We start from the raw sequence: 13,000 nt of genomic DNA on the forward strand, positions 1-13,000 counted from the left end.
TTTATGAGGATTAAAGGGAATTACGTGCCGAAAAGGGAAGTTTTACTGTGCTCAAGTTCGATTACGATTGGGGAAGCGTTAGAGCATTTAAATAAAACGGGGTATCGTTGTGTACCAGTTTTAGATGAAAAAAAAGAGAAATTTTTAGGGAATATATATAAAGTAGATATTTTAGAATATAAAGGATCACTTGATGAGAGTGTAATACAATTATTAAACGATAAAGAAGGATTTGTGAGAGAAGATTCATCTTTCTTTAAAGTATTTTTTACAATAAAAAAATTGCCTTATTTATCAGTAGTTGATGAAAAAGGGGTTTTCCTTGGAATTTTAACGCATAAAAAAGTTTTTGAGTTATTAGAGGATGCATGGGGCGTTCACTCTAGTAAATACTCTGTCATGATTGGAACGCAAGACTATAATGGAGCAATCCAAAAATTATCGACAGTTTTAAAGAAATACACTGGTATTCAAAGTTTGATGACTTTTGATAATGATGCCTTATTAGTTCGTAGAATTATGTTTACATTAGGAGAAGAGTTTAACGACGGTGAATTAGAGACATTATTGAAAGATTTAGAAGATCACGGATTTAGAGTTGTGTATGTGGAAGAGATGAAAAATCCACGTGAAGTTGAAACGATAGAGTAACATACAAAAGCCATCTAATTATATTATTAGATGGCTTTTGTATGTTACGTGTATAAAGTTATTTGAAAATAACAATTGAATAATAGGTGAGATTGTAACAATATTTGTGTAAGAGAATAAAAAATGTAGATAATTTCGATTTTCAAAAAAATCAATTTGAAAATATGTTTTTATTTTGCAACTAAATATGTTACTATATGTGTGATAAAAACAAAGAGGTCTGACATCTACACTCCACGTAATAACACTCTAATGATTTGAAAATTCAAAAAAATCAAAATTCAAAATAATAATTGTATTAATGATTAGAGTAAAAATAAGGGGAATGGAGAAATTATGGAGAAAGACACTGCTTTGTAAGGGGCATATTTTATCATCTTGAGCAGAGAGGAGGATGCATAGCATATTGTAAAATATAGAGATAAACAATGAAAAAGTGCTATGCAAATGAAGAGCATGAAGGGACGTTTAAGGCCAGGTGATACGGTAGCAATTGGTTTAATGCTATTTGCATTATTTTTAGGAGCAGGAAATTTAATTTTTCCGCCAGTTTTAGGTCAACAAGCAGGAGAGAATGTTTGGATTGCTACAATAGGATTCCTTGTAACGGGAGTCGGATTACCCCTACTAGCTGTAACAGCTGTCGCGTTTGTAGAGGGGGACTTGAAAGCGCTATCTTCTAGAGTCCACCCTATATTTGCGTTTATTTTCCCATTGATTAGTTATTTAGCAATTGGACCATTTTTCGCGATTCCTCGTACTGGAGCTGTTTCGTTTGAAATGGGTATGAAGCCGTTTTTATCAGAGGCAATGGTTTCAGAGTGGTACATGCTATTTCTTTTCACGATAGTTTTCTTCGGAATAACGTGGTATTTATCATTAAATCCATCTAAATTAGTGGATTGGTTCGGAAAGTTTCTTACACCATTATTAGTATTAATTGTCGCTGTTATTGTCGGAAAGGCAATTATTGATCCAATTGGAGAGCCAGCTGCGCCGTTAGCTGCTTACAAAGAAAATGCTTTCTTTGGTGGATTTATTCAAGGATATTTAACGATGGATGCAATTAGCGCGCTTGTATTCGGAATTGTCGTTGTACAAGTTATCCGCTCTAAAGGGATAAAAGAGAGTAGTCAAATTGCAAAAATAACAGTAGTATCAGGTATTATTGCTGTACTTGGTTTAACGTTAATTTATTTATCACTTGCTTATCTTGGTTCAACAAGTACATCACTTGGTATCTCAGAAAACGGTGGCCTTATTTTAACGAATGTTGTAAATGAGCTATATGGGACGAGTGGTAAAATTTTATTAGGGCTTGTTATTATACTCGCTTGTTTAACAACTTCTGTTGGGTTAACATCTGCGTGTGCAGGTTTCTTTACAAACTTATTCCCAAAACTTTCGCATAAAACGATTGTAACAATGGTATGTGTATTTAGTTTAATTGTATCTAACCTAGGTTTAACACAATTAATCGCAGTAACATTACCTGTGTTAATGATCATTTATCCAGTTGCAATTGTATTAATCGTACTTTCGTATTTCCATAAGTGGATTGGGAAGCGTAATACAATTTATATTGGAGCTATTTTAGGTGCATTGTTAATTAGTTTCTTTAACGGTTTAGAAAGTGCGAAAATTAAAATTGACGCGATTTCTAATGTACTACAAATGTTACCGTTATATAACGAAGGAATCGGATGGTTAATTCCATCATGTATTGGCGGGATTCTCGGTTTCTTCTTCTATAAATCAAATGAATCAAGTGAATTACAAAAGAAAGGTGCTTAGGCACCTTTCTTTTTTTGAAGGGGATTTTTGTATTTTGTCTAAGTAATAATTGGGGGGGAATGATAAATGGCTAATTTTGAAGATTTTTTAAATTTGGATTTGAGAATTGGAACTGTAATACATGCAGAGGAATTTAAAGAAGCGAGAGTACCAGCGATTAAACTAGCAATAGATTTTGGAGAAATCGGGATAAAGCAGTCAAGTGCTCAAATTACGAAAAGGTATATTCCAGAAGATTTAATCGGTCAACAAATCGTTGCTGTTGTAAACTTTCCACCAAAGCGTGTAGCTGGATTCAAATCAGAAGTGCTTGTGCTTGGTGGTGTTCCTGAAGCTGATGATGTTGTGTTACTTCAGCCTAATATGGAATTGCCAAATGGAACAAAAATTAGCTAGGGTGAAGGTAGGGGCTAATATGGATATCGGACGAGAATATTTGCAATGTGCGATTTCGAACTTTAAAGCAACAAAGAAACAAGGGGAACGGGCACTTTCTCAATTATCATATGAACAAATACAATGGTCTTCTCATGAAGAAACAAATAGTATAGCGATTATTATTAAGCATCTGCACGGTAATATGCGTTCTAGATGGACGGATTTTTTAACGTCTGATGGTGAAAAAACAGATCGTAATCGAGATGGTGAATTTGAAGGATGCTATCATTCAAAAGAAGAAACCCTTATAGCTTGGCAAGAAGGATGGAAATATGTTTTTAATACGATGAATACTTTAACGCCAGAACACTTATTGAAGACGGTATACATTCGCGGTGAAGCACATACTGTCATGCAAGCAATTGAAAGGCAAATTTCTCATTATGCATTGCATATTGGTCAGATTATTTACATTGGGAAGATGTTAAAAGAAAATGAGTGGGAATGTTTAAGTATTCCGAGAGGTCAGTCTGCGCGTTATGTAGAGAAAAAACGTTCAACATAATAATAAGAAAGCAACCGATAAAAAATAGGGAAAAAGAAAGTCAGCCAAATAATAGATGGTTCTGTAATCATAAGAATACTGCCAAAAATAAGTCCATATATAATAAGAAAGAAATTGAAAAGTGTATTCACAGGGAGAAATCGTGAGATGAACACTTGCTGTCGTTTAAAACAATCACTGTGAAATAAATAAAAGCGGAAGTACCATGTGGCTGTAATAAGGTCTTTCTTTCTCACAATTTTTTTTTTGCATGTATGACAGATAAATGGTGGTTGCATTTCATTACGCTCCATTTTTTATTTTCATAATAATGTGAGACAAAAGTAGGTACAAAGTGTATGTTCCTATATACGCTCCTGCAATAAGGAAAAATGGATTCAGTAAAATTCCATGAATGCTCGTCATGAAAACTAAATCTTGTATTAAAACATCGTATATATTAATGGAAATAATTGTACCAAGTACATATAGTGCCAAGTACGCAGAAATATGTAGCACAATAGAGATTTTTGGTTGCTTAGCGGACAAATAAAAAATGAATGATAGAGCGATTGGTAATATTCCTATTAATAGCTTCAATTCATTTCACCTCATTAACAATATAGCCGAAATTTTAACGGTCTATTCTCTAGGGCTTGTACATAACTTGAAATAGAGAGGTGATAGTATGAATCGGGGCTTTTTTTTTATGAAGTTTACAAATATGCGTAAGTTAGTTTTATTTGTTATTACTACAGTGCTAGCGACTTTTTTTCTTATTAGTCTGATGGTAACCTCTATGAAAGAGACAAAGTCAACGTATTTATATAATTGGTTAAATGAGTTATCGATGAATGGTTACATGTATGTACTTGGAAAAGAGAATCATTATTTTACACAGGAGTATCGAAATTTGAATCAAGATTTTTCAATTTCTTCTTTTCTCTTTTCTATGGCTACAAATATTCGCTTTAATGATGTACGCAGTTTTGTCGGGAAAGAGCTCCCGGGATTTGGTAAGTACGATACAGAAATTGTTATTGCGGGTGAGGGTACAAATTATTCTAACTTACCGATAGAGTCGAGTGTTCCTCTTGAAGAAGTAGTGAAGGAACGGACTAGTGGAACTGGACAAGCACCTAAACAAGATACGAATAAAGAGAAAAAACAGCCGTCCCAAACGACTGGGAAGAGACAAGTTGCGTTTATTTATCATACACATAGCTGGGAATCTTATTTACCTTTACTTAACTTAACGAATGACCCGAATCCGAATAAAGCAACGAGTTCTGTGTCGAATATTTCTATATTAGGAGATCGTTTCCGTGAACAACTAGAAGGTGAAGGGATTGGGGCTACTAACGATAAGAGTGATGTTGGTCAAAAGTTAATAAGTAAAGGTTTAAACAGTAATAGTTCGTATAAAATGTCACGAGAAATTGTGCAGCAAGCTATGGCTGGAAATAAAGATCTTCAATACTTTTTTGATTTGCATCGTGATAGTGCCCGAAAGAATGTAACGACAAAAACAATTGGAGATAAATCATATGCAAAGCTTGCATTTGTAGTAGGGAAAGGAAATAAAAACTATGAAAAAAACTTACAATTAGCGACAGCTTTACATGAGGCGATTAATAAGAAATATCCAGGAGTGAGCCGTGGGGTCATTCAAAAAGGGTTTCAGACAGGAAATGGAATCTATAATCAAGACCTATCAGGACAAGCGATATTAATAGAAGTTGGCGGTGTAGATAATACAGAGGAAGAATTGAATCGATCAATTGATGCACTTGCTAAAGCATTTGGTGAATATTTTTGGCAGGCAGAAAAAGTGAATGGATAAAGTGAAATTTAAATTGGTGAGAGACCTCACCTGATGAGGAGGAATTCACAGTATTTTTGAAAAAACGTAAGTGTAATGCTTGCGTTTTTTCTTTGTAATGATGAGACGTCACAGAATAGACATAATTTGTCGTTGTTATAGTAATATCGAAATTTGTCAATTTATAGCAGGAGATTTACAAAGGGATTTTCAGGAAAGTAGAGAAAATCTTTTTATAAGGAAAACTTTTTATGATGAAACTGGTAGGGTGATTGAAGTGATTAGGGAGATCGAAATAGAAGATGCATCATCATTTTTGCAATTAAGTAAGCAATTAGATGAAGAAACGAAGTTTATGTTATATGAACCAGGAGAAAGAAAAACTACAGCTGAGCAACAAGAAAAAATGATCCATCGCTTTATAGAAAATGAATATGCAACAATATTTGTAGCAGTTGAAGATGAGAGGATAGTAGGTTGTATATTAGTGAATGGAAATAACATTCAAAGAAAGAGGCATGTGGCAACCATTGTAATTGGTATTTTGCAAGAGTATAACGGGCGAGGTATTGGGACGAGATTGTTTAAAGAGGTTGAGAAGTGGGCAAAATTACATGATGTATGGCGTTTAGAATTAACAGTAATGGCCCACAATACAAGAGCTCAGGCACTATATAAAAAAGCTGGATTTGAGAAAGAAGGTGTCAAAAAAGCTGCTCTTATTATCGATGGAAAGGGCATCGATGAGTATGAAATGGCCAAATTATTAAAATAAGAGGTCGTTATATGAAAAAAAGATGGGCACTACTTGGTATTGTAGCTGCAATAATTATTATTGGAGTAGCAGGAATCAATTATAAAATGTATAAGGATAAGCAGGCGCGGGAAGTAAGTGTAAATAGCATATTTCCGAAAGCGAAAGAAACGATTGCTAATATGGATGGGGATATTGCGGTAATTAATAATCCGAATTCAATGCTTGTACTTGTAAATAAAAGTAGGCGTTTACCAGATGGGTATAGACCGCCAGATTTAGTTATTCCGAAAGTGCGCTACTCTAGTGAAGGTGATCAAGAAAAGAAAAAGATGAGAAAAGAGGCAGCGAGGGCGCTTGAGGATATGTTTCAGCAGGCTGACAACGAGCGTATTTTTCTTTTTGCAGTTTCTGGATTTAGATCTTTTGATCGACAAAAAGCATTAAATACGATGTATAAAAAACAAGACGGGGAAGCAAAAACAGCAATGTCTAGCGCGGTTCCTGGCACAAGTGAGCATCAAACTGGACTAGCTATGGATATTACGTCTCAATCTGCTAAATTTCAGTTAGAGACAGTTTTTGGGGAAACGAAAGAAGGTCAGTGGCTTTTTGAAAATGCCCATAAATTTGGTTTTGTGGTTCGATACACAAAAGCGAAAGAAACGATTACGGGCTATCGGTATGAACCATGGCACGTAAGGTATGTGGGAAATCCACAAGCTACATATTTGTATGATAATCAACTGACGCTTGAAGAAGTAACAGAGTGAACAATTGAGGGGAGAGATGTACAATGACGATGTTATATAAGAAAAAAGTACATGCATATATTACAAGAGAAAAAGAGGGGGTTATGCAATTACTTGTTTTTAAACATCGTGATATACATGAAGCTGGTATTCAAGTGCCAGGGGGAACGGTTGATGAAGGTGAAACGTTAGAAGCTGCTATATTGCGTGAAGTACAGGAAGAATCCGGATTGCGTCATTTATGCATAGAGCGTTTTTTAGCAGATTACATTATACATATGAAAGAAAAACAGGAGTATGAAAAACGCCACTTTTTCCATGTAACTTTACTAACAGATGTAAAGGATACTTGGGAACATATTGTAAGTGCTGGTGAGGAAGATAAAGGATTAGTATTTTGCTACGACTGGGTTGATATTGCAAAATGCCCTGAATTAGCTGGGAAACAAGGTGAGTTTTTACATTTATTAGATGAAGTATACGCACAGTAATGTAAGAGTCTGAAGCGAAGGTTAATCCGTTTCAGACTTTTTTTATTTTTCGGGAAATTAAAGGTGTTTAAATAAGGATATTGAATTTCTTTAAAGGGATATTAATTAAATTAGCTTATGCTTTTGAACAAGCGACAAAGCATAGAAAAATCCCCAACTTATCATGAATAGAATAAACGAAGAGGACAGGAATCCCTGTCCTCTTTGTTTTAGTGATTAAATTGAAATATCGTTCTGCTCTGTCTTATGATATTTTAATAAACTAAAAGATAAACAAGCGGAACATAAAATAAGAATAGAAGCGATGATATAAATTGTACGAACACCGAACATATCAGTAATAATGCCAATGATAAGCATAGATAGTCCAGAGGCTGTTGAAAGAAGTGCGCCATGTGCTGTATACATTTTTGATAATAAAGAAGGGGCGACACTTGATTGTAAAACAGTCGTTTGGGAAATATCTCTAATTTGATAACAGGGTCCCATTAGAACACATAGAAAAAGCGCAATAAATCCACTGCTCGTCATACCATATAAAAATGTAAGAATGCTAAATATAAGAGAGCTAATCGACATAGATCGTATTAAATTGTTTTGAATATAGGAACTCATTTTCCATGCTAATAGACCACCGATTAACGTGCCAACATAATAACTTGTATTAATATATCCCCACCATTCTTCGCCCTTATGAAGGATAGTCGTAACGTATGCCATCGTAATAGCACCAATCCATATTGTCCCTGCGAAAGTTTCGATTAAGTCCATATATGTAACGGTACGGAGAGAAGGATTTTGAAATAGGAGTTTCCAACCTTCCAATAAAACAGTAATTTTGGAAGAGGGAGAATCTGTTATTCTTTCAGTATGTATGGAACGTAATGAAAAATGTAATGCAATGCATCCGAAAATCATTAAAATGTTATTAATCATGAGTGTAGAAGTAGCGCCAATGAGAAGAACGACAATACTCGTAAATGAATAAGCAACGGCTTGCACAATTTGTGTTGAAAAGGAAAAGATACTATTTACTTTTACTAATTTTTCTTTCGGTGTAAGGCGCGGAAGAATACCGTATAATAATGGAGCACTCCACCCGCTACATAATGAAATGACAAAAATAAAAGTTAATAGAGCTATAATGTTTGTGGATAAGACCGGGAACAAAATCATTAATAATAGTAAAAAGACTGTTTTCAACCATTGGAGCGTATATAACAGCGTATAAGATGGAAAACGATTTATCATAAGTGGTGCAGAGATGTTAGCAATTAGATTTGTGATAACTTGTAATAATGGAAAAAGAGCAGTAATAGTAGCTGATTTAGTTGCTATATAAATATGAGTTGTAATAATCATTACATATACGATGTCAGCGAGAGTAATGCATATTTTGGAACCTAAATAGTAGATTAGTGACAGGTTTCTCAATAAGAATATCACCTCTATAAAAAAAGTATTTAGTAATTGTAATAATTGTAATTTGAAAATTAAAATTTTTAAAGAATTTAATTTTTTGTCACTTTTTGAAAGGGATTTTCATGTATAATGAAGAATATATTGATATAGTATTATATTGATCATCATTGTAACAGTGAATATGTACAATAGCTTGTAGCAAACGCCCAAGTGTAAGAAAGGGCGGATAAACCATTCTTTTCTTCATATACATATAGAAAATGAGAAAGAAAGTGAGGGTTGCATATGGCTGCTTGGGTAATTTGGTTTATAATAGCTGGTATTTTATTTATCGCGGAAATGTTGTCGATTACATTTTACATGCTTTGGCTTGGAATTGGAGCTGTTGTCGGAGGTCTTATTGCTTTGTTTGCTCCTGATGCACTACTGTTACAAGTTACTGTTGGTGCAATTGTAAGTTTAACTTTGACATTCTTTACGAAAAGAATTTCAAAAAACTTTCGAGAAGCAAAAGGTTTTACTGATACAGTAGATATGCTTGTTGGTAAAAGAGGGATTGTTATGCAAGCGATTACAAATGAAGCGAATGGTATTGTGAAGGTGGATGGAGATACTTGGACAGCTATTGCAGATTCTTCAATTGATGCTGGAGAAAAAGTCGTTGTTATAAAGAGGCATAGTACTATATTACAAGTGAAAAAGGAGAGTGAATAAATATGGTAGCATTAACGTTAACGATTATATTCGCACTAATTGTAGTTACATTTATCGCATTAACAATTAAAATTATTCCTCAGCAAAAAGTTGGGGTTGTTGAAAGATTTGGTAAGTTTCAACGTATAATGCACCCAGGGTTAAATATTTTAATACCAATTGTAGATCGTGTTCGTGTATATCATGACTTACGCATTCAACAAACGAATGTACCACCGCAAAAGGTAATTACGAAAGATAATGTTCAAGTAGAAATTGATACAATTATTTTCTATCAAATTGTTGAACCAGAACTTGCGACATATGGTATTTCAAACTATGAATATGGTGTTCGTAATATTACTTCAGCAACGATGCGTCAAATCATCGGTAAAATGGAACTGGATGAAACGTTATCTGGTCGTGAAAAGATTTCAACAGAAATCCGCTTAGCGCTTGATGAAGCAACAGAAAAATGGGGCGTACGTATTGAACGTGTCGAAGTTGTTGATATTAACCCGCCAAAAGATGTGCAAGCATCAATGGAAAAACAAATGAAGGCTGAGCGTAATAAACGTGCGATTATTTTAGAAGCTGAAGCAGCAAAACAAGATAAAGTCCTTCGCGCTGAAGGGGAAAAGCAAAGTAAAATCTTGATGGCTGAAGGGGATAAAGAAGCGCGTATTCGCGAAGCTGAAGGTATAAAAGAAGCAAAAGAATTAGAAGCACAAGGGGAAGCACGAGCAATTGAAGAAATTGCAAAAGCAGAACAAAATCGTATTGAATTGCTTCGTGAAGCGAATTTGGATGAGCGTATACTTGCTTACAAATCATTTGAGTCATTAGCTGAAGTTGCAAAAGGACCAGCAAATAAAGTCTTTATTCCGTCTAATGCAATTGAAACACTTGGTACTCTTGGGGCAATTGGAGAAATATTTAAAGAAAAACAAGCGAAGAAACTACCTTCAAATGATACAGGAAAAGAACAATAAAAGTGAGGAAGAGAAATGGTATACCATTTCTCTTTTTTTTGTGCGTATATTCTGAAAAGCTTGTACATATCCATGTATAAAGAAGGTGATGCAGTGAAAAAGTATGCAACTCGAATACATGGGAAGAAGCTGATTTCGTTACTCCTTTTATATGCGCTAATAGTAATTATGATAGCGTCGATTTTGACGTCATTTTTACATACAATGAAATCGAATTATGCAAATCAATGGTTTGGAAAAGTATCGATGCAAGGTTTTGTTCAAATGATAGAAAGTGAGAATCGCTATTACGGATTTGATTATTTTAAGAAGAATAAAAGAGAGTCAGTTGGGAATTTAATGTTCTCTATCGCGACAGATTTGAAAATTAAAGATTTAAGAACATTCGTCGGTAAAGAAGTACCTGGTATGTCAAAGTATTATTCTAATATTATCGTAGCTGGGGAAGGGACAAACTTGACAAATATCCCAAATGAATCTAGTGTACCGATTGAAGAAGTAACGAAAGAACGGGAAATAGCAAAAGATAAAGTTACAGAAGCGGAAAAGAATAATCCGGTTCAGAAAAAGAACGGAGCGAAAAAAGGTGAAAGTGCAGTATATATTTATCATACACATAGCTGGGAATCCTTCTTTCCATTATTACCAGGGGCAACTGATCCATCTAGCCCAGATGTAAATGTGTCTTTACTAGGAAAACGTATGAAAGAGCAGCTTGAAGGACAAGGAATTCCGGTAGTTCATGATAAAACGAATATGGGTGATTTATTAGCGAGTAAAAAGTGGGTATGGTATCAGTCATATAAAGCGTCTCATGAATATGTAAAAGAAGCATTAGCACAAAATAATAAAATTGCGTTTCCGATTGATATACACCGTGACGATCAGCGTAAGAAAGTAACAACAAAAGTAATTAACGGAAAATCGTATGCAAGATTATATTTTATAATTGGGATGGAAAATGAAGGCCGTGCTGAAAATGAAAAAATTGCAAGAGCGATCAATAGTTATTTAGATGCAAACTATTACGGATTAAGTAGAGGGATTTTTCCAAAGTATAAAAAAGATGGAAATGGCGTTTATAACCAAGATTTATCGAAAAATGCGATGTTAATTGAAGTTGGTGGTGTTGATAATACGTTAGATGAATTATATAACACAATTGATGTGTTAACAGAAGCGTTTAGTAAATATTATTGGAATGATGCGGAAAAAGTGAATGGATGAGGGACGGGAGACCGTTCCTTTTTTATTTTGGAATCTTAAAATGTGATATAATGGAATTTTATGAATGTTAAATAAAGGGAGAGAGAAACATGCAAATACTACTAATACGCCACGGAGAATCAGAAGCTGATATTTTACATGTGCATGAAGGTCGAGCTGATTTTGAGTTAACTGACAAAGGGAGACAACAAGTACAAAGACTTGTACAGAAAGTGAAAAAAGATTTTGCACCAGATTTCATTTGGGCAAGCACATTAAAACGCGCTCGTGAAACGGGTGAAACATTAGCAGAAGCAATTGGTTGTCCAATTCAATTAGAAGAGGAATTAATGGAGTTTAATAATGGAGTGCAAGCAGGCTTATCATTTGAAGAAGCAAAGAAATATCCAGAGCCAAAGTTTCTTCATGATCGTTTTGAAAACGGGGAATCGTTTATTGAGTTTCGAATGAGAATAGAAGGAATCTTTTCTAAAATCTTGACAGAGAATACATATGACCGAATTGCAATTGTTGCCCATGGAGGCGTAATTAATAGTCTATTACGTGCATTTTTCAAAATGCCAATTTCAATGGACTACTATTTCAAAATGGGAGATACGGGAATAAGTTTAATTGAAATTGCGGGTGAACAAAAAACGGTGCATTTCATTAATGATACGAATCATTTGGACGGGATGTAAAGACTTATGTACAAAGTTGTATTTTTCGATGTTGACGGTACGTTATTAAGTGAGATTGATAGAAGCATGCACGAAAGTACAAAAGAAGCGGTACAAAGATTAATAGATAAAGGAATTCACGTAGTTGTTACAACTGGAAGACCATATAGTTTATGCTCACAATTTAAGGAACTAGGTATAAATACGTTTATTTCAGCAAATGGTGCACATATAAAATGTGGGAAAGAAGTTATACATAAATCAGTACTTTCAAGCGAAATTGTTCATGATATTTCAAATTTTGCTGAATTACATGGTCACAGTGTTTCTTACTTTACAGAAGAATTTGCAATGAATAATATTGCTTCCAAAGATGAACGTGTCATGCGAGCGTTAAATGAAACTTTAAATTTAGAGCGGTATCCTGACAAAGTTAGAAACTTATCAGATGAGATGTATTGCATATGTCTGTATGCTGATGATACAGAATCTCAAAAATTCATTGAAAGATATCCAGCACTTACGTTTGAGCGTTTTCATGGTTACGTTATAAATGTATTGGAAGATAGTAAAGTATCGAAGCTAACTGCAATTCAAAAAGTATTGGAACATTTAAATATTAGTAAATCAGAAGCCATTGCCTTTGGCGATGGTGGAAATGATATTGAAATGTTGCAGTATGTAGGATTAGGAGTTGCGATGGGAAATGGTGGAGAGGAGTTGAAGAGAAGGGCTGATTTCGTTACAACGAAGGCGAGTGAAGGCGGAATTTCTTATGCGTTAAAGAAGTTGCGCATTATTTAAAACTAATAGTTAGTCAG

General features: G+C 34.4%; 16 protein-coding genes. 13 read left to right on the plus strand and 3 right to left on the minus strand.

The genetic code is table 11. The annotated features are described in order from the left end of the window. Positions 1 to 3: 3 nt before the first annotated feature. From cbpA to MR168_RS02670, 4 genes are all read left to right on the plus strand, one after another. The gene (cbpA, locus tag MR168_RS02655; protein ID WP_001220526.1) at positions 4 to 651 is read left to right on the plus strand and encodes a cyclic di-AMP binding protein CbpA; all 648 of its coding nucleotides are present in this window, start codon (positions 4 to 6) and stop codon (positions 649 to 651) included. A 456-nt stretch (positions 652 to 1,107) separates the two neighbouring features. Beyond that, positions 1,108 to 2,445 (plus strand): branched-chain amino acid transport system II carrier protein BrnQ4, encoded by a 1,338-nt coding sequence (brnQ4, locus tag MR168_RS02660; RefSeq protein ID WP_011110049.1) that lies wholly within the window; start codon positions 1,108 to 1,110, stop codon positions 2,443 to 2,445. Positions 2,446 to 2,511: 66 nt separating this feature from the next. Further along, complete coding sequence (gene csaA, locus MR168_RS02665; protein WP_001263013.1) at positions 2,512 to 2,841, plus strand: chaperone CsaA; 330 nt, start codon at positions 2,512 to 2,514, stop codon at positions 2,839 to 2,841. Continuing rightward, positions 2,822 to 3,388 carry a DUF1572 domain-containing protein gene (locus tag MR168_RS02670; protein WP_000435830.1) on the plus strand — a complete coding sequence of 189 codons (567 nt, stop codon included), beginning with the start codon at positions 2,822 to 2,824 and terminating at the stop codon, positions 3,386 to 3,388. Before csaA ends, MR168_RS02670 begins: the two co-directional genes overlap by 20 nt. Here MR168_RS02670 and MR168_RS02675 read toward each other — a convergent pair. Both MR168_RS02675 and MR168_RS02680 read right to left on the minus strand, forming a co-directional pair. Beyond that, positions 3,361 to 3,666: a hypothetical protein gene (locus tag MR168_RS02675; RefSeq protein ID WP_033686733.1), complete on the minus strand. Its 306-nt coding sequence runs from the start codon at positions 3,664 to 3,666 to the stop codon at positions 3,361 to 3,363. The two genes, MR168_RS02670 and MR168_RS02675, sit on opposite strands and share 28 nt — an antisense overlap. A 4-nt stretch (positions 3,667 to 3,670) precedes the next feature. Beyond that, complete coding sequence (locus tag MR168_RS02680) at positions 3,671 to 3,967, minus strand: hypothetical protein (protein ID WP_000770738.1); 297 nt, start codon at positions 3,965 to 3,967, stop codon at positions 3,671 to 3,673. 88 nt (positions 3,968 to 4,055) lie between these two features. Here MR168_RS02680 and spoIIP (MR168_RS02685) point away from each other — a divergent pair, with 88 nt between their 5' ends. The 4 genes from spoIIP (MR168_RS02685) to MR168_RS02700 all read left to right on the plus strand — a co-directional run bounded on the left by spoIIP (MR168_RS02685) (position 4,056) and on the right by MR168_RS02700 (position 7,186). Further along, positions 4,056 to 5,210: a stage II sporulation protein P gene (gene spoIIP / locus MR168_RS02685; RefSeq protein ID WP_001079278.1), complete on the plus strand. Its 1,155-nt coding sequence runs from the start codon at positions 4,056 to 4,058 to the stop codon at positions 5,208 to 5,210. A 256-nt stretch (positions 5,211 to 5,466) separates the two neighbouring features. After that, complete coding sequence (locus MR168_RS02690; RefSeq protein ID WP_103597534.1) at positions 5,467 to 5,964, plus strand: GNAT family N-acetyltransferase; 498 nt, start codon at positions 5,467 to 5,469, stop codon at positions 5,962 to 5,964. An 11-nt stretch (positions 5,965 to 5,975) separates the two neighbouring features. After that, positions 5,976 to 6,716 (plus strand): M15 family metallopeptidase, encoded by a 741-nt coding sequence (locus MR168_RS02695; RefSeq protein WP_086412789.1) that lies wholly within the window; start codon positions 5,976 to 5,978, stop codon positions 6,714 to 6,716. Positions 6,717 to 6,739: 23 nt separating this feature from the next. Then, a complete protein-coding gene (locus tag MR168_RS02700; RefSeq protein ID WP_086412790.1) occupies positions 6,740 to 7,186 on the plus strand; it encodes an NUDIX hydrolase in 447 nt (148 codons plus the stop codon). A 216-nt stretch (positions 7,187 to 7,402) separates the two neighbouring features. Here the strand turns inward: MR168_RS02700 and MR168_RS02705 are convergent, their stop codons facing one another. Next, positions 7,403 to 8,620 (minus strand): MFS transporter, encoded by a 1,218-nt coding sequence (locus MR168_RS02705; protein WP_242291185.1) that lies wholly within the window; start codon positions 8,618 to 8,620, stop codon positions 7,403 to 7,405. A 273-nt stretch (positions 8,621 to 8,893) separates the two neighbouring features. Between MR168_RS02705 and MR168_RS02710 the strand changes: the two genes are divergently transcribed. From MR168_RS02710 to MR168_RS02730, 5 genes are all read left to right on the plus strand, one after another. Then, positions 8,894 to 9,322: an NfeD family protein gene (locus MR168_RS02710; protein ID WP_000741976.1), complete on the plus strand. Its 429-nt coding sequence runs from the start codon at positions 8,894 to 8,896 to the stop codon at positions 9,320 to 9,322. Between the two features lie 2 nt (positions 9,323 to 9,324). After that, the gene (locus MR168_RS02715) at positions 9,325 to 10,293 is read left to right on the plus strand and encodes an SPFH domain-containing protein (RefSeq protein WP_000226252.1); all 969 of its coding nucleotides are present in this window, start codon (positions 9,325 to 9,327) and stop codon (positions 10,291 to 10,293) included. Between the two features lie 15 nt (positions 10,294 to 10,308). Then, the gene (gene spoIIP, locus MR168_RS02720) at positions 10,309 to 11,520 is read left to right on the plus strand and encodes a stage II sporulation protein P (RefSeq protein WP_308457264.1); all 1,212 of its coding nucleotides are present in this window, start codon (positions 10,309 to 10,311) and stop codon (positions 11,518 to 11,520) included. A gap of 89 nt (positions 11,521 to 11,609) precedes the next feature. Beyond that, positions 11,610 to 12,200, plus strand: a complete 591-nt coding sequence (locus MR168_RS02725; RefSeq protein WP_086412792.1) for a histidine phosphatase family protein — start codon at positions 11,610 to 11,612, stop codon at positions 12,198 to 12,200. Positions 12,201 to 12,206: 6 nt separating this feature from the next. Then, the gene (locus MR168_RS02730; RefSeq protein WP_086412793.1) at positions 12,207 to 12,983 is read left to right on the plus strand and encodes a Cof-type HAD-IIB family hydrolase; all 777 of its coding nucleotides are present in this window, start codon (positions 12,207 to 12,209) and stop codon (positions 12,981 to 12,983) included. Positions 12,984 to 13,000 lie beyond the last annotated feature (17 nt).

Origin of the sequence: Bacillus cereus group sp. BfR-BA-01356 (assembly GCF_022663635.1) — a bacterium.
Lineage (GTDB): Bacteria > Bacillota > Bacilli > Bacillales > Bacillaceae_G > Bacillus_A > Bacillus_A cereus.